The organism is Sphingomonas sp. GM_Shp_1, from assembly GCF_026540895.1.
Classification (GTDB): Bacteria; Pseudomonadota; Alphaproteobacteria; order Sphingomonadales; family Sphingomonadaceae; genus Sphingomonas.
On sequence record NZ_JALNUR010000013.1, the window covers coordinates 46,610 to 65,575 of the forward strand.

Here is an 18,966-nt window from a genome sequence, read left to right on the forward strand (position 1 = left end):
TTCGACGGCTCGACGGTCCCAGGGGACAGCGAGGGACCCGTCGAGCTTTTCGGAGGATGAACGATGACTGTTATTGCGACCAACGTGAATGCGATGCGCGCCACTGCCGCCGGCAACCTCGCCCAGAACGCGCTGAGCACCTCGATGCAGCGCCTGTCGAGCGGCAAGCGTATCAACTCGGCAGCCGACGACTCGGCGGGCCTCGCAATTTCGGCCTCCATGACGTCGCAGATTCGCGGCATGGCGCAGGGCATCCGCAACGCCAATGACGGCATCTCGATGGCGCAGACCGCCGAAGGCGCGCTGGACGAGGTGAGCAACATGCTGCAGCGCATGCGTGAACTGAAGGTCCAGTCGACGAACGGCACCTATCAGGCCAGCGACGTCACCAACCTCAACAACGAGCAGGCCGCGCTGGCGGTCCAGATCAACAGCGTGGTGTCCAACACGACCTTCAACGGCAAGGCCTTGTTCAACGCCGCCGCCGCAACCGGTTTCACCATTCAGACCGGCGCCGGTGTCAACGATACCATCACGCTGAAGTCGACCGACTTCACGAAGGCGACCGGTTCGGCAGCCCTGGTCGCCGTGACCGGCGGCGGCGGTGAATCGGCGGCAAACGCCGCGACGATCTCGGCGGGTGCGACCCTCGCCCAGTATGACGACGCGATCAAGGCGGTGGCGACGGCGCGGGCCGGACTGGGCGCGACGCAGAACCAGATCCAGTCGGCGGTCAACAACACGACCTCGACCATGACCAACCTGTCCGAAGCCCGCAGCCGCATCGAGGACACGGACTTCTCGGCGGAAACCACCGCGCTCGCCAAGGCGCAGATCCTGAGCCAGGCATCGACCGCGATGCTGAGCCAGGCCAACCAGTCGCAGCAGGGCGTGCTCAAGCTGCTCGGCTAATCCCCGGATCGGGGGTCTTTCCCCTGAACCCCCGATAACTGTTCCCCCGTCATTTCAATGAGATGGCGGGGGACAGCCAAAATAATTCGTCGCCCGCTGCACTTTTTTTCTAAAGTGCGGCGACAGGCGACCGTTTTCCGTTGTGGCAGCTCGACCTTCGCCTTGGGGGCGGCGGAGAGCTCCAGCTTTGGAGAACAACCATGACGGTGATCGCCACCAATATCTCGGCCTTACGCGCCGCCAATGCATCGATCTCTGCCCAGAACGGGCTGGACGTTTCGATGAACCGCCTTTCGACGGGTAAGCGAATCAACTCCGCGATGGACGATGCGGCCGGTCTGGCCATCACCTCCTCGATGACCGCGCAGGTGCGAGGCATGAATCAGGGCGTTCGCAACGCCAATGACGGCATCTCGATGGCGCAGACCGCCGAAGGCGCGCTCCAGGAAGTCAGCAACATGCTGCAGCGGATGCGCGAACTGGCGGTGCAGAAGGCCAACGCGACCTATTCCACGCAGGACATCGGCAGCATCACCGTCGAGCAGGACGCCTTATCGGCGCAGATCACGACCATCCTGACCAATACCACCTTCAACGGCCAGAAGCTGTTCGATGGTACGGCGGGCCTTAACGGTGACGGTTCGGTGCAGATCCAGGCGGGTGCCTATTCCAGCGATGCGCTGACCATGACGTTCGGTAATCTGAAGGCTGACACGACCCTGGTCAAGGTCATCGACTTTGCCACCCAGAAGTTGAAGACGTCGCCGGCCCCGGTATTCCAGGATTTCGACGACGCGATCGCGAAGGTGTCGAATTTCCGCTCGGGTCTGGGTGCGGTGCAGAACCGGCTTCAGTCGGCGATCAACAACCTGACATCGAACGCCACCAATCTTTCAGCCGCGCGCAGCCGCATCGAGGATACCGATTTCTCGTCGGAAACCACCGCGCTCGCCAAGGCGCAGATCCTGTCCCAGGCCTCGACTGCGATGCTGAGCCAGGCGAACCAGTCGCAGCAGGGCGTGCTCAAGCTGCTCGGTCAGTAATACCGGATCCTGAGCGCCCCGGCACCGCGCCCCCACTCGGGTGCCGGGGCCGACCGACCGCGCCCGAGCGCGCGGTACGGTTCGCAGGAAAAACCCCGGCGGCCTTCGGGTCGCCGGGGTTTACGCGTTTCTATTCGCCGCGCAGCACCAGCGCGGGCGACACGCGCGCCGCCTGCCAGGCGGGATAGAGGCTGGCCAGCACCGCACCCGCCAGCACGCAGACGCCGATGATCGCCACCTCATGCGGCGAAATCCCGATGGGCAGCGACAGGAAGACGTCCAGTTCGCGCTCGCGCGTCGGGGCCAGCGACAGGGCGAACGCCGCGATCCGCTCGCGCTGGGTCAACAGGCCGCTCGCCAGCGTCAGGCCCGCCACCGCGCCGACCCCGGCGATGACGCTGCCCACCGCCGTGAACACCCGCGCGATACCGCGCGCGGACATGCCCATGCTGCGCAACACCGCGATCTCGCGTCGCTTGGAGCGGGCGAGTAGGGTCATCGAGGACAGGATGTTGAACAGCGCGATAACCGTCACCAGTCCGACCGCGATGGTCATGCCGATCTTCTCGGTCGCCAGCGCGGCGAGCAGCGTGCGGTTGGTCTGGGTCCAACTCGCGATGCGATAGCCGGGGCCGAGGCGGCGGCGGATTTCACCGGTCACCATCGCTTCGTCGGCGGGTTTCGTCAGCGTCACCGCGACCCGGCGCGTCACCGCCGCCGTGTCGTCCAGGATCGGCAGGCCCGTCACCGGGCCGATCACGACGGGCGACTGTCCGCCATCGGCTTCGTCGTCATGGTAAAGCCCGGCGACCCGCGCATCGAACAGCTTCAGCGACACCGCCCGGTCGGGGGCGACCTCGACCCGGCCCAGCGCGACCGGCATCCCCGGCAACAGCCCCAGTTGCAGCGCGGCATTCTCGCCGACCGCGATACTGTCGGGGGAATCGGGGCGGCGGCCCATGGCCATGCGCGACAAGGCGGGGTGGCGCGCCAGCCCGTCGGGGTAGAGTCCCTGCAAGCGGATCGGGCTCATCCGCCCGTCGATGCTGAGCGCGGCGGTGATTTCGCGCAACGGTTCGGCGCGCGCGACACCGGGCAGCCGGGCGATCGCCGCGGCAACCTGCGCCTCGTCCATCAATTGGTGGGCGGCGGCGGTGATGCTGAGATGTCCGTCGACCGGCGCGACGCTGCTGGCCAGCTTGGCGGTCGCGCCGTTCATCACGGCCAGGACCAGCACGAGCGAGGCGACGCCGATCGCCACCCCGATACAGCCGATCGCGCCGACCAGCAGGACCAGCCGTCCCCCCGCACCAGGCCACAGATAGCGCGCGATCAGGTGACGTTCGTGACGGGCCAACATGCTCTTTCCCCGGATGCGGGGGAAAGGCTTAGGCGCAAGGACCGGTCAAATGAACACGATTTCTCCCCCCGGCGGGGAATCATGGCGAAACCGCCAAGACCATCCCGGCGAATGCCGCGGCGGACGATCGGTGTCGTTATGCCTGCCCGGCCAGCGCCTTTTTCAGCTTGGCATGGGCGGCGCTCTTGATCTGGCAGACGCGGGCGGCGCCGACATTCAGCACCTGGCCGATTTCCTCCAGATTGAGTTCCTCGACATAGTAAAGCTGGATCACCATCGCCTCCCGCTCGGGCAGGGCGGAGATGGCCGCGATCAGGGCGTCGCGCAGGTCGCTTTCGGCCAGTTGCTCGAAGGCGTCGGGGGTGTCGTCGGCGAACCAAGGCAGATCGTCCGAATAGACATCGTCGATCGAATCCATCCGCACCGCCTCCGCCGTCTTGTATTCCGCGCGAAGCCGTTCGACCGGCACGCCCAGCTTTTGCGCCACCGCCTCGTCGGTCGGGGCCTGGCCGTCGGGCTCGGTCAGGGCGGACACCGCCTTGGCATAGTCGCGGCGGCGGCGCATCGCCCCGCGCGTCGTCGTCGCCTGGCGCCGCAGTTCGTCGATCATCGAGCCGCGCAGGCGGGCCTTCAGATAATGGCCGAACTCGACCCCGCGCTCCTCGAACGAGGCGGCGGCCTCGACCAGCGCGACCAGGCCGACCTGGACCAGGTCTTCGATCTCGACCAGGTTCGACATCGACCCATGGACGTGCCACGCGATGCGGCGGACCATCGGCAGATGCTGGCGGATCAGCGCACTGCTGTCGCCCGTGGCCCCGCGCGGGGCGGGGCGATAGGTGAGCGGCTGGTCCGCGATCGTCGGATTGACCAGCGCGGGGTCGAAGCTCGCCGGGTTGACCGGCTGGGCATTCATGAATGCGCCGCTGAAAGGGTGCGAGGTCATGCAGCAATCGCCTGTTGCTGGGAGTGATGGGGGGCGCCGATGACGGCGACGACTTCGACCGGCTTGTCTTCCGGCACTTCGAAGAAGGAGAGGACGGGCACGTCGGGCAGGCAGGTGCGCAGCAGCTTGCGCATCGCCAGACGGACGCCGGGCTGGACGACGAGGGCAAAGGGCTTGGCCTCGGCGATCAGCGGTTCGGCCGCCTGGGTCAGCGCGGTGGTGATCCGCTGGCCCAGATCGGGTTCGATGACATGGCGGCGCGACACGTCGGCGCGCATCGCCTGGCCCAGCAGCCCTTCGAGCTGACCGTCCAGCGTCATGACGCGAAGCGGTTCGCGCACGCCGCACAGCTTCTGGACGATCAGCGCGCCCAGGCTGGGGCGGATCGTCTCGATGATCTCTTCGGCATCGGTCGTCCGCTGCGCGGCGACCGCGATGGCGCTGGCGATCCGGCGGAATTCCTTGAGCGAGATATTCTCGGCCAGCAGGCCCTTGAGCACCTGGGTCAGCGTGGTCAGCGGCAGCGGCGTCGGGCAGAGCGAGGCGGCCAGTTGCGTCGCGTGCTCCTTCAACCCGTCGAGCAGCGCCTGCACCTCGTCGGGGCCAAGCAGTTCGGCGGCGTTCGAGCCCAGGATATGGTTCAGATGGGTCGCCATGACGGTGCCCGGATCGACCACCAGATAGCCCATGCCGGTCGCGGCATCGGCATCGCCCTTCAGGATCCAGGTGGCGGGCAGGCCGAAGGTCGGGTCCTTGACCGGCTTGCCGTTCAGCGTGCCGAACGCCTGGCCGGTGTCGAGCGCCAGCATCTCGTCGGGCGAGACCTGGTCCTCGGCGGCGACCACGCCGTTGATGAGGATGCGATAGCTATAGGGCGCCAGGCTGATATCGTCGCGGACCCGCGCCTGCGGCACGACGAAGCCCAAATCCTTGGACAGTTGGCGGCGGACGCCGGTGATGCGCGCCATCAGGGGGGCGCCGCGACGCTCGTCGACCAGCGGCACCAGGCCGTAACCGATGTCGATATGCACCTGCATCCCGTCGGTCACGTCTTCCCACGCGATGCGCGAGGGGTCGACCGGTTCGGCTGCGGGCGGGGCGGCGACGATGACGGGGCGCTTCTCGATCTGGCGCAGCTTCCACGCGGTGAAACCGGCGATGGCGGCGGCGGGCAGCAGGATCAGGTGCGGCATGCCGGGCAGCACGCCCAGCAGGCCCAGGATGACCGCGACCGGCAGCCAGGTCTTGGACGCGCCGAACTGTGACCCGATCTGGCCCGCCAGATCCTTGTCGGACGAAACGCGCGTCACGATGGCGGCGGCAGCGATCGACAGCATCAGGCTGGGCAACTGCGCGACCAGCGCGTCGCCGATGGCGAGCAGGATATAGGTCTTGGCGGCGTCGGCCACGCCCATGCCGTGGCTGACCGGACCCAGGATCAGGCCACCGATGATGTTGGCCGCCAGGATCAGCATCGCGGCGACCGCGTCGCCCTTCACGAACTTGGACGAGCCGTCCATCGAGCCGTAGAAATCGGCCTCGGTCGACACCTCGACGCGGCGCGCCTTGGCCTGGTCGGGCGTGATGAGCCCGGCGTTCAGGTCGGCGTCGATCGCCATCTGCTTGCCGGGCAGCGCGTCCAGGGTGAAGCGCGCGGACACTTCCGACACGCGGCCCGCGCCCTTGGTCACGACGATCAGGTTGATGATCATCAGGATCGCGAAGACGAAGAGGCCGACGACATAGTCGCCGCCGATCAGGAAGGTGCCGAACGCCTCGATGACATGGCCCGCCGCCGCTTCGCCCTCATGGCCATGGACCAGCACGATGCGAGTCGAGGCGACGTTGAGGCCCAGGCGGAACAGCGTGGCGAAGAGCAGGACGGTCGGGAAGGCCGAGAAGTCGAGCGGCTTTTCGGCGTTCAGCGAGACCATCAGCACGGCCAGGCTGATCGCGATGTTCGCGACGAAGAAGACGTCGAGCAAAGCCGGCGGGATCGGCACGACCATGACGAGGACCAGCAGCAGGATCGCGGCGGGCAGGGCCATGGTGCGGCCATTGGCGAGAAGCTTGCCCATGCCTTAGCCCCCCATGCTCGCGAGCATCATGTACGCCAGCCGCGCATGATCGGGCTTGGGGCGCAGCACGCTGTCGCCGTTCGCCGTCGCGCTGCGCATGCCGAGCTGGTTCATCGTGCTGGTCGCCCAGGCGATGGCGTCGGCGGCGCTTTCGTTGTTGCCGGTGACCACGGTGGCATCGCCGTTCATCCCCTGGAGCGCGAGCGCCTGCGCCGCGAACTGGAGATTGGCGGAGCGGGTCGCGTCGCTGTCGGCGCTGCTGCCCGCCAGCTTGTTCGCGAACCGGTCATAGATGTCGGACAGCGAGCGCGGCTGGCCGTTCGACGCATAGAAGACCGAACGATTGGCCCGCGCGGCGGCGGGGAAGAGCGATGCGCCGCTGGCCTGCGGGTTGCTGGCCAGCGTGCCCAGAAACTTGGTCGCGCCGCCCAGGCCCAGGAAATGCGCCATATACAGGTCGGTGCCGTTCGCCTCGCGGCCCAGCGTCGATTCCAGCGCGGCCTTGTTGTCCGAGGCATGTTCGGCGGCCATCAGCGAGGCGGCGGTCGGATCGTTGCGCAGGCCCATGATCGCCGAGCGCGCATTGCCGGTCACATAATAGCGCCCGCCCGACTGGCCGATCGAATCCGCCGCCCAGCCCAGCCCATGTTCGGCGCCATGCTTCTTGAGCACGGCAAGCCAGCTCTGCTCGACGAACTGATAGAGCCCCGAGGCCGAGGAGGTGCCCGCACGGGCATTGGCGTTCAGCCCGGATTCCAGCTTCGCCTGGCCGAGCAGATAGCCGAAATCGACCCCCGTGCGGCTGGACGCCAGCGCGATGGCCGATTGGATTCTGGCGTGGGAAACGGGTTGGACGGTCATGCTATGTGGTTAAAGCCCTGGTTTGGGCTTCGATTAGCAAGGGGCGTGCCAATCCCGATCGCCGCCACGGATCGACCCGTTCAAAAGCGATGGCGGCAATAAAAAAGCCCGGAAAAACCGGGCTTTGCTTCACATTGCTGGCGCCGTGACCATGTGCGGGGCGGTGGTGGGTCGGGTCACGGCAGAGGTCGGTGCGGCAAAGCGGCAAGCGCTTGCCGCCGGCAAGGCGGCAATCAGGCGAAGGCGCGCATCATCGGGCGATAACCCGCCCCGGCATCGCCGGTCAGGGTCTGCAACCGGCGGCGGACATTGGCGGCCATCAGGTTGACATAGATGCGGCACGTCTCGTTCAGGCGATTGGCCTCGTCGGCCAGTTCGCGCAGCTCGGGTCCGGCGGGGCCGGTGCCCAGCGCGGCGACATCCTCGATCGCGGCCAGCTTTTCGGTGGTCGCGCGCTCCAGGCCGGCGACGTCGTTGACCTTCAGGGCCGCGATCTCGCGATGAAGGGCCTCGATGACCCGGATCAGGGCGTCACGCCGCGTCATTGTTGCTCCAGCTCAGCTTCAGGGCGATCATCTGGTCGGCGATGGTCGCCGGCAGGATCGGAAAATTGCCGTCCGCGATCGCCTTCTTGATCTGGGCGATGCGCTCCTGATTGATCGGAGGCTGCGAGGCCATCGAAGCGGACAGGCCGCTCAGCGCGCTCGTGTCGCCGGTCGCGGGCTTCGCCGGGGCAGGCCCTGCCTCGGGAGTCGCCGCCACGCGGGCCGCCGCGATCCGCGCGACCCTCGTGTCTCCGGCATTCAGCCTTGAAGTCGATATTTCCACCATGCCCGCACCTATCGGTTTCGCTGACATCCATGGAAACGGCAGTTTCGTGCATTCTTTTAGTCGGAATTTCAGCCCCGCCCCTGCGGGACGCCGTCAATCGGTCCAGCCGGGCAGGGTGGCGCGACCGCTGGACAGGGCAACTGCTTGAATAGGTTGGCGAGCTGCGTCGATCTTCACCGGAAAATGTGCGCCCGGCGCGGCATCGGCCATCGCGATTCCGTCGCGGGTGATCGAAAATCCGTCCGATCCCGCCTCCACCGTCACCGGATCGCCGCGCCGGATCACCGGTTCCTGGCGGACCGGAACGGTGGGAATCGCCGCCACGGCGGCGGCCACCGGGCGAGGGGCGGCCAGCACCGGTACGAAGATGCGCCATTGCGGACTGGAACAGGCGATGACCACCGCGTCATGCGCCTCGGTCCGCCAGGACAGCGCGACGGTGGGGCATTGGGCGAGCTTCAGCCGCGCGTCCACGGGCGAACGCGCGCCGCCCTCCACCCCGACCGGGCGGCCGGTGAAGGCGGTGACCGCCGCATCCAGCGCGGCGACATCCTGAAAACCGGCGGCGCCGGCCAGCAACAGGGACAGGATCATGGGGACTTCCTTCGGGGTTCACCGGAAAAGACGAGGGTGACCACCGCGCGTCGCTGGCCGGAGGCCGTGGCGGTCGACAGGGTCAGGCGATCGGCGGCGGTCGGGCCGATCAGCGCGGCGGCGGCGCGCGCGCGATCGGCGGCCAGCACCACCGGGCTATGGGTCACGGGGTCGACATCGGCGGCGCTGCCGTCGGTCGCGGCCTGGATCGACAGGCGCACGCGCGGATCGGCCAGCGCTGCCTTCGCCCAGCGCGCCAGATCGGGATCGGGGTCGATCGGCTGGGCCGAACCGGGGGCGAAACGGAGCGCGGCGGCGGCGACCGGCATGATCGGCGATGGCGCCGGGACGGGAGCGGCACGGGCAAGCGGCGTGGCCGCCCCGAACTCGGCGCGCAGGGAATCGACCAGCGCGGGGCGCCGCTCGGCGCCCATCGCCTGCACCAGCACCAGAAAGCCGACCAGCAGCAGCGCCAGATCGGCCAGGGTGATCAGCCAGAGCGGGCGCGACGCGGCAGGGGCGGGGAAGTCGAACTCGGTCATGCGACGGTCGCCAGCGGGCGGCGCGGCGGCGTCGGCGGGCGGACGGCGGCGACCGGGGCCTCGCGCGCGGCGAGCGCGGCGATGGGCAGTTCGATCCGCGCGCGCTCGAACGCCTCGATCCGGGCGGCGCGGCGCAGGCGGGCGGCGATGGGCTGTGCGACCAGATTGGCGAACAGCGCGCCATACAGGGTGGCGAGCAGCGCGATCGCCATCGCGCCGCCGATCCGCTGCGGATCGTTCATCGTCGCGAACATCGCCGCCAGCCCGATCAGCGTGCCGACCATGCCCATGGCGGGGGCCGCCTCCGCCGCGCCCGCCCAGATATCGACGACCGCCAGATGCCGTTCGACCCGCGCCAGGCGGGCCTGACGGGTGCGGGTGAGGACGGTCTCGGGCCGCTCGCCATCGACGATCGCGCCGATCGCCTCGGCCAGATCGGGATCGGTGATGACCGAACGGTCGAGCGTGACCACGCCGTGGCGCTGCGCGATCCGGGCCAGATGGGTGATCTGCTCCAGCAGCGGCTCGGCGGAATAGGGCGCGCGGACCAGCACGCCCAGCGCGCGCACGCTGCGCCGGGCATCCCGCCACGGCGTGCGGAGCAGGGTCGCGACCAGCGTCCCGCCTAGCACGATGGCGAGCGCGGCGGGGTCGAGGAACTGGGAAAGGGGCGGCAATCCGTTCATGCGCCCGTACTCTGCAAGCACCGGGCCAGTTTCGGTGCTTCTCTTCATAAAGGACTGGGCGACAGGCCCTTTTGCCGCCTGTTGCCGCCACCCGGCAACGGCGGCGGCAAGGCGTTGCCGGATGCCGGCTTGCCGGTCCTTGCCGCCACGTCCCTTCCCTTCGTGGCGGGCGAATTGGCACGGAGGTTGCGTATCCCCGCTGGCGTGACGTTTCGCGCCGGAAAGGAGGATCGACGATGGCCAATGAAACACTGTTCGGCGTGCATGGAGCAGCGCTGGAGGTACGGGCACAGCGCATGGGTGTGCTGGCGTCCAACATCGCCAATGCCTCCACCCCCGGCTTCAAGGCGCGCGACATCGATTTCAAGGCCGCGCTGGCCGCGGTCGAGGGCGAACAGGATCAGGGCCGGGGCATCGGCGCGGCGATGAAATATCGCGTGCCGATCCAGACCTCGCTCGACGGCAATACGGTGGAGCTGAACCAAGAGCAGACCGCCTTTGCCGAGAATGCCGTCCAGTATCAGACGACCCTGTCGTTCCTGAACGGCCGCATCGCCACCATCACCCGCGCGCTGAAGGGCGAATAATCCATGGCGGACGCACCCCTTTCCATCTTCCAGGTCGCCGGTCGCGCCATGTCGGCGCAGCTGGTGCGGATGAACACCACCGCGTCGAACCTGGCCAATGCCGGGGACGTCACCGGTTCGGCCGATACCGCGTACCGCACGATGAAGCCGGTGTTCCGCACCAGCTTCGACGCCGCGACCGGCCTGTCCACCGTCGATGTCGAGAAGATCGTGACGGCGGGCGAGAACCCGACCGTGCGCCACGACCCGAACAACCCCTTGGCCGACAAGGACGGCAATATCTACGAAGCCGCCGTCGACGAGACCCGCGAGCTGGTCGACATGATGGAGACGGCGCGCACCTATCAGAACAATGTCGAGGTGATGCAGACGGCCAAGTCGCTGATCCTCGACACCCTCAAGCTGGGCCGCTGATCATGACGATCTCCACCACCATGGACTCCACGCTCGACGCGCTGGGCGTCCGCCGCTCCGGGGCCGCCAGCGGTGCGTCGTCCACCACGACCACCGCCAAGAAGTCCGACACGCTCGACCAGTCCTCCTTCCTGAAGCTGCTGACCGCGCAGTTGCAGAATCAGGACCCCTTCTCGCCGATGGACAACACCCAGATGGTGGCCCAGATGGCACAATTCTCCAGCGTGGCGGGCATCTCCGAGATGAACACCACCCTGTCGGCGATGGCCGCCAAGATGAACGGCACGACCAAGGCCGATGCGATGAGCTATGTCGGCAAGACGGTGCTGACCCCCGGATCGGTCGCCTATGGCCGGACCAGCGGCGGTATCGCGGGCGCGGTCGAGCTGGACCAGGCCGCCGCGAGCGTGTCGGTCACGATCGCGGACGCGCAGGGCAACCCGCTCAAGACGCTGTCGCTGGGCGCGCAGAAGGCGGGCACCGCCAGCTTCGACTGGAACGGCAAGACCGAGAGCGGCGAGGATGCGGGCAGCGGCCCCTTCACCGTCACGCTCAACGCCAATGACGGCGTCGCCGCGGTGTCGGGCCGCCCGCTGGTCTGGGCACCCGTCCAGTCGGTGTCGATGCCCGCCAGCGGCGATCCCGTCCTGACCGTCGCCGGCCTCGGCCAGATCAACCTCGCCGCCGTCCGCTCGGTCGGCTGACCCCCATCCTCACCAAGGTACTCCGCCCATGTCCTTCTATACCTCGCTCAGCGGTCTTCAGGCTTCGCAGACCGACCTGTCCGTGATCTCGCACAACATCGCCAATGTCGGGACCAACGGCTTCAAGAAGAGCCATGCCCAGTTCGCCGACGTGATGGCGTCGAACTTCGCGACCGACCCGACCAAGCAGGTCGGCTCCGGCACGGTGGTCAAGTCGAACCGGCAGGAGTTCAAGGAAGGCAATTACAACAGTTCGGCCAACGCGCTCGACCTCGCCATCTCGGGCGACGGCTTCTTCGCGGTACAGACGCCAGGCAAGGGGCCGCTGCAATATACCCGCAACGGCGCGTTCCAGGTCGATCAGCAGAATTACGTGACCGACGCCAATGGCGGTCGCCTGCAGGTGCTGCCGGTCGACAGCGAAGGCAACGTCACCGCGACGGGCGTCGACGGTCTGACCGGCCTTCAGCTTCCCGCGACCAGCGGCCTGCCGCTTCCCACCAAGAAGGTGACGATGGACCTGAACCTGTCGGGATCGTCGGTCGCGCCGACCGTGGCGTTCAACCGGTCGAACATGGGCACCTACAACAACACCACCCAGACCAAGATCTACGACACGGCGGGCAACGCCATGACGCTGACCAACTATTATGTCCGCAAGCCGCTGCCCCTCGACGCCAACGGCAAGGAAATCCAGCCCGCGGACGGCAGCAGCAGCTGGCAGGTATACAGCTTCGTCGACGATCAGCAGTTGAAGGTCGGGGGTTCGACCGATCCCGTCGAGATGACCTTCGACAAGAACGGCAACATGACCGTGCCGACCAAGGCGATCGATTTCGACCCCTTCACCTCGCACAGCACGACCACGGCGCAGCCGCTGTCGATCGACTATACGGGTTCGTCCCAGGCGGGTTCGGTCTTCTCGGTCGCCTCGCGTTCGCAGGACGGCAAGGCGATCGGCATCCTGTCGGGTGTGTCGGTCGGCGACGACGGCCTGGTCACCGCCTCCTTCTCCAATGGCGAGACGGCCAAGCTGGGCAAGGTCGCGCTGGCCGACTTCGTCAACATGCCGGGCCTGCGCCAGGCAGGCGACAGCTATTGGCAGGCGACCGGCCTGTCGGGCAATCCGGTCATCGGTTCGGCGGGCGAAGGCACGTACGGCGCGATCAAGTCGAGCACGCTGGAAGGCTCCAACGTCGACATCACCGAGGAACTGGTCAACCTGATCGCGGCGCAGCGCAATTTCCAGGCGAATGCCAAGGCGCTCGATACGTCCAGCCAGATCTCGCAGACCATCTTCAACATCCGCAGCTAAGTCGCGGCACGGGGGTAACGGGGAACAGCGATGGACAAGCTGGTCTATACGGCGGCGACGGGCCTGCGCGCGCATATGGCGGCGCAGACCGCGATCGCCAACAACATGGCCAACGCCTCGACGATCGGCTTCCGCTCGGACCGGGTCGTGTTCGACCGCATCGACCTGAAGGGCGGCGGCGCGGCGTTCGAGGCGCGGATGCCGACCGCCGAGGAAGTGACCGACGCCGATCGCGCGCCCGGCACGGTCCAGCAGACCGGCCATCCGCTCGACGTCGCCATCGCCACCGGCACCGCCTGGCTGGCGGTGCAGGCCCCCGACGGGTCCGAGGCCTATACCCGGCGCGGCGACCTGGAGGTGACCGCCTCCGGCGTGCTCCAGACCGGCGACGGCTATCCGGTGATCGGCCAGAACGGTCCGATGACGGTGCCGCCCTACAATTCGCTGACCATCGCCCCCGACGGCACCGTCTCGATCGTGCCGCTGGGCGCGGGGCCGGACACCCAGCCCCAGGTGATCGACCGGCTGAAGCTGGCCGACACGCGCGGCTCGACCACGGTCAAGGGGCTGGACAATCTGTTGCGGGTGAAGGGCGGCGGGGCCCTGCCGCAGGACATGGACGCCACCGTCCAGTCCGGCGCGCTGGAAGGCTCCAACGTCAACATGACCCAGACGCTGGTCGACATGATCGAGAACCAGCGCAGTTACGAGGTGCAGGCCAACCTCATGAAAGAGGCCAAGTCGATGGACGAGAACAGCGCATCGCTGATGCGGCTGCCGAGCTGAGGATTAGAGAGTTATGTCTTCCGCCGCCATGCACGTCGCGCGCACCGGGCTCGATGCCCAGGATATGCGCATGCGGGTCATCTCGAACAACCTGGCCAACGTCAACACGACCGCGTTCAAGCGCGACCGCGCCGCGTTCGAGACGCTCGCCTATCAGGTCGTCACCGCGCCGGGCGCGGCCAGCTCGACCGAGAGCAAATATGCGACCGGCCTGAACCTGGGCACCGGCGTCCGCGTCCAGGGCACCGCGCGTATCAATACGCAAGGCGCGATGCAGACCACCAACAACAGCCTCGACCTCGCGCTCGACGGAGAGGGCTATTTCCAGGTGCAGATGCCGGGCGGCCAGCTCGGCTATACCCGCGCGGGCAACTTCTCGCGCTCGGCCGAAGGGTTGCTGGTCACCTCCGAGGGCTATCAGGTGATGCCGGGTATCACCATTCCCGAGGGCACGACCCAGATCACCATCGGCACCGACGGCACCGTCTCGGCGACCCTGCCGAACCAGGCCGCGCCCGCCGAGATCGGCCAGATCCAGATCGCCAACTTCCCCAACCCCGCCGGGCTCCAGGCCAAGGGCGACAATTACCTGACCGAAACCGCCGCGTCGGGTGTCGCCAATATGGGTGTCGCCGGGCTCGAAGGGCGCGGCCAGATCCGCCAGGGGATGCTGGAAGGCTCGAACGTCAATGTCGTCGAGGAACTGGTCGACATGATCGAGACGCAGCGCGCCTATGAGGTCAACTCGAAGATGATCAAGTCGACCGACGAGATGCTTCAATACGCGAACCAGAATCTGTGATGATGCGCCTTCCTTCCTTCCTTTCGGGCTATGGGGTCGAGCTGGCGCTGTCGGTCGCCGCCGGTACGCTGGTCGCCGCCGCGCTGGCGCCGATGCCCGCCCATGCCAGCCTGTTCGGCAAGAAGAAGCCGGTCGAGGACTTCACCACCGTCCGTCCCGACGCCGTCGCCGTGCAGCCGGTGGCGCAGCCCACCGGCTCGATCTTCCAGGCGTCGGACGGCTATGCCGCGCTGTACGAGGGCTGGCGCGCCCGTCGGGTCGGCGATCCGCTGACCATCATCCTGGTCGAGCGGACCGCCGCGTCCAAGTCGGCGGGATCGAAGCTGGGCTCCAAGGGCGATCTCGGCCTGACCCCGCCCACCACGGGGCCGCTGGGATCGCTGCTCAAGTCGACCGATGTGGGCATGAGCGGCAGCCGCAACTTCACCGGTTCGGGCGCCGCCGACCAGTCCAACTCGCTGTCGGGCGAGATCAGCGTGACCGTGGCGCAGGTCTTCCCCAACGGCACCATGCTGGTCCAGGGGCAGAAGCGCGTGACGCTCAATCGGGGTGACGAGTTCATCCAGATCAAGGGGCTGGTCCGCATGGCCGATATCGGCATCGACAACCGTGTCCTGTCGACCCGCGTCGCCGATGCGCAGATCGCCTATACCGGCAAGGGCGACGTCGCCCGTGCCAGCCGCCAGGGCTGGCTCAGCCGCTTCTTCCAGGCCGTCAGTCCGTTCTGAGGCATTTGACCATGATCCGCTTCCTCCTCGCGCTCCTCGCCGCCCTTTCGATCGCGGCCCCGGCCTCCGCCGACCGGATCAAGGATCTGGGCGGGTTCCAGGGCATTCGCACCAACCAGTTGACCGGTTACGGCATCGTCGTCGGTCTTCCGGGGACGGGCGACGACAATCTGGAATATACCGTCCAGTCGCTGAAGGCCGTGGTTTCGCGCTTCGGGCTGCAACTGCCGCCCAATGCCAATCCGGGCATGAAGAACGCCGCGGTGGTGATGGTCACCGCCGAACTGCCGCCCTTCGCCAAGCCGGGGCAGAAGCTGGACATCACCGTCTCCTCGATGGGCAAGGCCAAGTCGCTTCGCGGCGGCGCGCTGATCCTCACCCCGCTTCAGGGTGCCGATGGCCAGATCTATGCGATGGCGCAGGGCAACCTCGCGGTCGGCGGGCTGGGCGCCGAGGGCGCGGACGGGTCGAAGATCGTGGTCAACGTCCCCTCGACGGGCCGCATTCCCGAAGGCGCGACCGTCGAGCGCGCCGTCGCCACCGGGTTCGACACCGCCCCCTCGCTGACCTTCAACCTGGCGCGCGCCGACTTCACCACCGCGCAGAATGTCGCGCAGGCGATCAATGCCCGCCTGGGCATGGGCACCGCGCAGGCGATCGACGCCGTGTCGGTCGCGGTCCGCGCGCCGATGGGGGCCGATGTTCGCGCCATGCTGATGTCGGAGATCGAGAATCTCAACGTCGCCTCCGCCGAACCCTCGGCCAAGGTCATCGTCAACGCGCGCACCGGCACCGTGGTGATCAACTCGGCGGTCCGCGTCGGCCCCGCCGCCGTCACGCACGGCAAGCTGACCGTCAAGATCGACGAGAACCAGCGCGTCAGCCAACCCGGCCCGCTCAGCGGCGGCCAGACCGCGATCACCCAGAAATCGGGTGTCTCGGTCGAGGAGGAGCGTCGCCCGATGTTCCTGCTGAATCCGGGTCCGAAGCTGGCCGATGTGGTGAAGGCGGTGAACGCGATCGGTGCGGCCCCGTCCGACCTGGTCGCCATCCTCGAAGCCCTTAAGGAAGCCGGTGCCCTCAAGGCGGAGCTGATCGTCCTGTGACCCAGAGCATTGCATCCACCCCGGCGACTTCGCCGATCACCGGATCGGTTTCCACCGATACCAAGCGGCTGGCCAGCGGTGCCAATCTGGACAAGGCGGGCACCCAGTTCGAGGCGATCTTCAACGGCATGATGCTGAAGGCGATGCGCCAGACCAAGCTGGGCGACACGCTGTTCGAGTCCAAGGCGCTCGACACGTTCCGCGACATGCAGGACCAGCAGGTCGCGCAGACCATGGCCGAACATGCCCCGATGGGAATCGGCAAGGCGGTCACGACATTTCTCGCCAGATCGAAACCCGATCTTAACCACGCATAACCTATTCTGAGTCGTATGAGCGACTTGCTCTCCATCGGCGCTTCGGGCGTACGCGCATATCAGACCGCGTTGACGGCGGTTGGCGAGAATATCGCCAACACCGGTACCGACGGCTATTCGCGTCGCTCGGTCGGCCTGCGCGAGATCACGAGCTCGGGCGGGGTGACCAGCAGCAGGCTGTCCGCCGGGGCGGGCGTGACCGTCACCGGGATCGTCCGCGCGACCGACACCTATGCCTCGGGGGCGGTGCGGTCGGCGACGGCGGATTTGAAGCGGACCGAAACCGGCGAAGTCTGGCTCAACCGTATCCAGGACGTGATGACCGGGGACGAGGTGTCGAGCCGGTTGACCGGATTCTTCACCGCCTCCCGCGCGCTGGCGGCGGACCCGACCTCCACCGCGCTGCGCACCACGATGCTCGAAGCCGCCAATTCGGCGGCTTTCGCCTTTACCGCGACCGACAAGGCGTTCGATGCGATGGAGGCCGATTTCGACGGCCAGGCCCGCGATGCCGCGCAGGGGCTTTCCTCGCTCGCGCTGTCGCTGAGCAAGGTCAATGACGGCCTGACCCGGACCCAGGCGGGCACCTCCGCCTCGGCGCAGCTGGCCGACCAGCGCGACCAGATCCTGTCGCAGATGAGCGAGCTGTCCGACATCAACGTGACGACCGACGAGCTGGGCCGCGCGACGGTGCGGATCGGCGATCGTGCCGGACCGATCCTGGCCTCGCCCGATACGCTGGGCGCGGTCAGCTATACTCGCAAGACGGGCGGCGGCGTCGGCTTCACCGTCGTGTCGCAGGGCAAGGCGACCGAAGTCGTCCCCTCCGGCGGGACGATCGGCGGGATGCTCGACGGGGCGGAGCGGATCGCGGCGATGCGCGACAGCTTCGATGCGGTCGCCAAGGATTTCACCGACACGGTCAACACGATTCAGAGCCAGGGGCAGGACGGCAATGGCACGACCGGCACCGCGCTGTTCGCCCTGACGGCGGGCACCGCGTCGATGACCGTCGTGCTGACCGACGGATCGAAGATCGCGGCGGCGGCGGCCGGGCAGGGGCCGCGCAACACCGACAATCTGGCGGCGCTGGAATCGGCGCGGTACAGCGGTCAGTTCGAAACCCGCATCACCCAGGTCATCACCGAAAACGCCTCCGCCCTGAAGCAGCGGCAGACCATCGCCGATGCACAGACCGCGATCCGCGACGGGGCCAATGCCGCACTGACCGGATCGACCGGTGTCACGCTCGACAATGAGGCGGTGTCGCTGATGCGTTTTCAACAAGCCTATTCCGCGTCCAGCCGCGTCATCCAGATCGCGCGCGAGACCTTCCAATCCATTCTTGAGATACGGTGATGGCGATGCAGATTTCGACCTCCACCCTGTATGAAAGCGCGACGCGGCGCATGACGGCTTTGCAGAGCAAGGCCAACGAGCTGATGACGCAGAACGCGACGGGCAAGAAACTGCTCAAGCCGTCCGACGATGCCGCCGCTTCGGCGCAGGTCGCGCAGCTCAATCGCGCCGATGCGGATGCCGCCGTCTACAAGAGCAATTTGTCGCTCGCCAAAACGGTGCTCCAGCAGGTCGACACCACCCTGGGTGCGATTGGCAGCCAGTTGCAGTCCGCCATCGAACTGGCGACCAAGGCCGCCAACGGCACGCTCAACGATTACGACCGATCGGTGATCGGCGACCAGTTGAGCGCGATCCGCGACCAGCTCGTAACGCTGGGCAACACCCGCGACGTGCGCGGCCAGCCGCTGTTCGGCACGGTCGACGGCACCGATCCGGTGCGGAACGTCAACGGCAGCTATAGCTATACCGAGCCCAAGACCTCCGCCGTACCGATCGACCGCGACCAGACGGTCGAGATCACGGTCGGGGCGGAGCGCGTGTTCAAGTCGGGCAGCAACGACACCTTCTCGGTACTCAACAACCTGATCACCGCGCTGAAGACGCCGGGGGGATCGAGCGCCGATATCCGCAATTCGATCGACCAGCTCAACACCGCCAACGACAATGTCGGCGCGGTGCAGGCCTCGGTCGGCGCGCGGGGGACGCGGGTCGAGTTGCAACAGACGATGCTGGAGACCGCCAGTACCGATCGCGCCGCGCTGCGATCGAATGTCGAGGATGCCGACATCACGACCAATATCGCGCAGCTGCAACAGACGATGACCGTGCTTCAGGCGACTCAGGCCAGCTTCACCAAGCTGTCGGGCCTGTCGCTGTTCGACTATCTGAAATAATCGCTTCCGTCGTCCCGTCCTTTCCGGCGCGGTAACCCTATGGTGACCAAATCCGGTTAATCCAGACACCTGACGGCCTTCGCGCCGGTCCCTGCTGGA

At 67.2% G+C, this 18,966-nt stretch carries 22 protein-coding genes; 13 read left to right on the forward strand and 9 right to left on the reverse strand.

Annotation, left to right across the window (positions count from 1 at the left end; translation table 11 throughout):
* Positions 1-63: 63 nt before the first annotated feature.
* Together OXQ33_RS08720 and OXQ33_RS08725 are read left to right on the forward strand one after the other, a co-directional pair.
* Positions 64-912 (forward strand): flagellin, encoded by an 849-nt coding sequence (locus OXQ33_RS08720; protein ID WP_267434292.1) that lies wholly within the window; start codon positions 64-66, stop codon positions 910-912.
* A 200-nt stretch (positions 913-1,112) separates the two neighbouring features.
* Entirely contained in the window at positions 1,113-1,955 is an 843-nt protein-coding gene (locus tag OXQ33_RS08725; protein ID WP_267434293.1) for a flagellin, read from the forward strand.
* Positions 1,956-2,085: 130 nt separating this feature from the next.
* Here the strand turns inward: OXQ33_RS08725 and OXQ33_RS08730 are convergent, their stop codons facing one another.
* The 9 genes from OXQ33_RS08730 to OXQ33_RS08770 all read right to left on the reverse strand — a co-directional run bounded on the left by OXQ33_RS08730 (position 2,086) and on the right by OXQ33_RS08770 (position 9,853).
* A complete protein-coding gene (locus OXQ33_RS08730; RefSeq protein WP_267434294.1) occupies positions 2,086-3,315 on the reverse strand; it encodes an FtsX-like permease family protein in 1,230 nt (409 codons plus the stop codon).
* Positions 3,316-3,451: 136 nt separating this feature from the next.
* Complete coding sequence (locus OXQ33_RS08735) at positions 3,452-4,261, reverse strand: FliA/WhiG family RNA polymerase sigma factor (RefSeq protein ID WP_267434295.1); 810 nt, start codon at positions 4,259-4,261, stop codon at positions 3,452-3,454.
* Complete coding sequence (flhA, locus tag OXQ33_RS08740) at positions 4,258-6,339, reverse strand: flagellar biosynthesis protein FlhA (RefSeq protein WP_267434296.1); 2,082 nt, start codon at positions 6,337-6,339, stop codon at positions 4,258-4,260. Before flhA ends, OXQ33_RS08735 begins: the two co-directional genes overlap by 4 nt.
* Positions 6,340-6,342: 3 nt before the next feature.
* Positions 6,343-7,200 (reverse strand): lytic transglycosylase domain-containing protein, encoded by an 858-nt coding sequence (locus OXQ33_RS08745; protein ID WP_267434297.1) that lies wholly within the window; start codon positions 7,198-7,200, stop codon positions 6,343-6,345.
* A gap of 233 nt (positions 7,201-7,433) precedes the next feature.
* Positions 7,434-7,745, reverse strand: coding sequence for a flagellar protein FlgN (locus OXQ33_RS08750; protein ID WP_267434298.1), 312 nt, complete (start codon positions 7,743-7,745; stop codon positions 7,434-7,436).
* A complete protein-coding gene (flgM, locus tag OXQ33_RS08755) occupies positions 7,732-8,031 on the reverse strand; it encodes a flagellar biosynthesis anti-sigma factor FlgM (RefSeq protein WP_267434299.1) in 300 nt (99 codons plus the stop codon). Before flgM ends, OXQ33_RS08750 begins: the two co-directional genes overlap by 14 nt.
* A gap of 93 nt (positions 8,032-8,124) precedes the next feature.
* A complete protein-coding gene (locus OXQ33_RS08760; protein WP_267434300.1) occupies positions 8,125-8,625 on the reverse strand; it encodes a flagella basal body P-ring formation protein FlgA in 501 nt (166 codons plus the stop codon).
* Positions 8,622-9,167, reverse strand: coding sequence for a hypothetical protein (locus OXQ33_RS08765; RefSeq protein ID WP_267434301.1), 546 nt, complete (start codon positions 9,165-9,167; stop codon positions 8,622-8,624). Before OXQ33_RS08765 ends, OXQ33_RS08760 begins: the two co-directional genes overlap by 4 nt.
* The gene (locus OXQ33_RS08770; RefSeq protein WP_267434302.1) at positions 9,164-9,853 is read right to left on the reverse strand and encodes a MotA/TolQ/ExbB proton channel family protein; all 690 of its coding nucleotides are present in this window, start codon (positions 9,851-9,853) and stop codon (positions 9,164-9,166) included. The genes OXQ33_RS08765 and OXQ33_RS08770 overlap by 4 nt, the downstream gene beginning before the upstream one ends.
* Positions 9,854-10,089: 236 nt before the next feature.
* On the opposite strand from OXQ33_RS08770, the gene flgB reads away from it, so the two are divergent.
* From flgB to flgL, 11 genes are read left to right on the forward strand one after another with little or no spacing between them, the layout of a single operon-like run.
* Entirely contained in the window at positions 10,090-10,440 is a 351-nt protein-coding gene (gene flgB / locus OXQ33_RS08775; protein ID WP_267434303.1) for a flagellar basal body rod protein FlgB, read from the forward strand.
* A 3-nt stretch (positions 10,441-10,443) separates the two neighbouring features.
* On the forward strand, positions 10,444-10,854 hold the full coding sequence (gene flgC / locus OXQ33_RS08780; protein ID WP_267434304.1) for a flagellar basal body rod protein FlgC: 411 nt from the start codon (positions 10,444-10,446) through the stop codon (positions 10,852-10,854).
* Positions 10,855-10,856: 2 nt separating this feature from the next.
* A complete protein-coding gene (locus OXQ33_RS08785) occupies positions 10,857-11,558 on the forward strand; it encodes a flagellar hook capping FlgD N-terminal domain-containing protein (RefSeq protein WP_267434305.1) in 702 nt (233 codons plus the stop codon).
* Positions 11,559-11,586: 28 nt separating this feature from the next.
* On the forward strand, positions 11,587-12,873 hold the full coding sequence (locus OXQ33_RS08790) for a flagellar hook protein FlgE (RefSeq protein ID WP_267434306.1): 1,287 nt from the start codon (positions 11,587-11,589) through the stop codon (positions 12,871-12,873).
* Between the two features lie 30 nt (positions 12,874-12,903).
* The gene (flgF, locus tag OXQ33_RS08795) at positions 12,904-13,659 is read left to right on the forward strand and encodes a flagellar basal body rod protein FlgF (protein WP_267434307.1); all 756 of its coding nucleotides are present in this window, start codon (positions 12,904-12,906) and stop codon (positions 13,657-13,659) included.
* Between the two features lie 13 nt (positions 13,660-13,672).
* Positions 13,673-14,461 carry a flagellar basal-body rod protein FlgG gene (gene flgG / locus OXQ33_RS08800; protein ID WP_267434308.1) on the forward strand — a complete coding sequence of 263 codons (789 nt, stop codon included), beginning with the start codon at positions 13,673-13,675 and terminating at the stop codon, positions 14,459-14,461.
* Positions 14,462-14,463: 2 nt separating this feature from the next.
* Entirely contained in the window at positions 14,464-15,189 is a 726-nt protein-coding gene (locus OXQ33_RS08805) for a flagellar basal body L-ring protein FlgH (RefSeq protein WP_267434336.1), read from the forward strand.
* Between the two features lie 11 nt (positions 15,190-15,200).
* A complete protein-coding gene (locus OXQ33_RS08810) occupies positions 15,201-16,295 on the forward strand; it encodes a flagellar basal body P-ring protein FlgI (RefSeq protein WP_267434309.1) in 1,095 nt (364 codons plus the stop codon).
* The gene (locus tag OXQ33_RS08815; protein ID WP_267434310.1) at positions 16,292-16,612 is read left to right on the forward strand and encodes a rod-binding protein; all 321 of its coding nucleotides are present in this window, start codon (positions 16,292-16,294) and stop codon (positions 16,610-16,612) included. Before OXQ33_RS08810 ends, OXQ33_RS08815 begins: the two co-directional genes overlap by 4 nt.
* A 15-nt stretch (positions 16,613-16,627) precedes the next feature.
* The gene (gene flgK / locus OXQ33_RS08820; protein WP_267434311.1) at positions 16,628-17,971 is read left to right on the forward strand and encodes a flagellar hook-associated protein FlgK; all 1,344 of its coding nucleotides are present in this window, start codon (positions 16,628-16,630) and stop codon (positions 17,969-17,971) included.
* Positions 17,971-18,867: a flagellar hook-associated protein FlgL gene (gene flgL / locus OXQ33_RS08825; RefSeq protein WP_267434312.1), complete on the forward strand. Its 897-nt coding sequence runs from the start codon at positions 17,971-17,973 to the stop codon at positions 18,865-18,867. The genes flgK and flgL overlap by 1 nt, the downstream gene beginning before the upstream one ends.
* Positions 18,868-18,966 lie beyond the last annotated feature (99 nt).

Bases quoted from the DNA above. Each gene is read 5' to 3' on its own strand.
- OXQ33_RS08805 (WP_267434336.1), top strand. From the start codon at position 14,464: ATGCGCCTTCCTTCCTTCCTTTCGGGCTATGGGGTCGAGCTGGCGCTG.
- flgG (WP_267434308.1), top strand. From the start codon at position 13,673: ATGTCTTCCGCCGCCATGCACGTCGCGCGCACCGGGCTCGATGCCCAG.
- OXQ33_RS08760 (WP_267434300.1), bottom strand. From the start codon at position 8,625: ATGATCCTGTCCCTGTTGCTGGCCGGCGCCGCCGGTTTTCAGGATGTC.
- OXQ33_RS08730 (WP_267434294.1), bottom strand. From the start codon at position 3,315: ATGTTGGCCCGTCACGAACGTCACCTGATCGCGCGCTATCTGTGGCCT.
- OXQ33_RS08735 (WP_267434295.1), bottom strand. From the start codon at position 4,261: ATGACCTCGCACCCTTTCAGCGGCGCATTCATGAATGCCCAGCCGGTC.
- flgM (WP_267434299.1), bottom strand. From the start codon at position 8,031: ATGGTGGAAATATCGACTTCAAGGCTGAATGCCGGAGACACGAGGGTC.
- flhA (WP_267434296.1), bottom strand. From the start codon at position 6,339: ATGGGCAAGCTTCTCGCCAATGGCCGCACCATGGCCCTGCCCGCCGCG.
- flgL (WP_267434312.1), top strand. From the start codon at position 17,971: ATGGCGATGCAGATTTCGACCTCCACCCTGTATGAAAGCGCGACGCGG.
- OXQ33_RS08725 (WP_267434293.1), top strand. From the start codon at position 1,113: ATGACGGTGATCGCCACCAATATCTCGGCCTTACGCGCCGCCAATGCA.
- OXQ33_RS08765 (WP_267434301.1), bottom strand. From the start codon at position 9,167: ATGACCGAGTTCGACTTCCCCGCCCCTGCCGCGTCGCGCCCGCTCTGG.
- OXQ33_RS08810 (WP_267434309.1), top strand. From the start codon at position 15,201: ATGATCCGCTTCCTCCTCGCGCTCCTCGCCGCCCTTTCGATCGCGGCC.
- flgF (WP_267434307.1), top strand. From the start codon at position 12,904: ATGGACAAGCTGGTCTATACGGCGGCGACGGGCCTGCGCGCGCATATG.
- flgK (WP_267434311.1), top strand. From the start codon at position 16,628: ATGAGCGACTTGCTCTCCATCGGCGCTTCGGGCGTACGCGCATATCAG.
- flgB (WP_267434303.1), top strand. From the start codon at position 10,090: ATGGCCAATGAAACACTGTTCGGCGTGCATGGAGCAGCGCTGGAGGTA.
- OXQ33_RS08750 (WP_267434298.1), bottom strand. From the start codon at position 7,745: ATGACGCGGCGTGACGCCCTGATCCGGGTCATCGAGGCCCTTCATCGC.
- OXQ33_RS08770 (WP_267434302.1), bottom strand. From the start codon at position 9,853: ATGAACGGATTGCCGCCCCTTTCCCAGTTCCTCGACCCCGCCGCGCTC.
- OXQ33_RS08745 (WP_267434297.1), bottom strand. From the start codon at position 7,200: ATGACCGTCCAACCCGTTTCCCACGCCAGAATCCAATCGGCCATCGCG.
- OXQ33_RS08720 (WP_267434292.1), top strand. From the start codon at position 64: ATGACTGTTATTGCGACCAACGTGAATGCGATGCGCGCCACTGCCGCC.
- OXQ33_RS08785 (WP_267434305.1), top strand. From the start codon at position 10,857: ATGACGATCTCCACCACCATGGACTCCACGCTCGACGCGCTGGGCGTC.
- flgC (WP_267434304.1), top strand. From the start codon at position 10,444: ATGGCGGACGCACCCCTTTCCATCTTCCAGGTCGCCGGTCGCGCCATG.
- OXQ33_RS08790 (WP_267434306.1), top strand. From the start codon at position 11,587: ATGTCCTTCTATACCTCGCTCAGCGGTCTTCAGGCTTCGCAGACCGAC.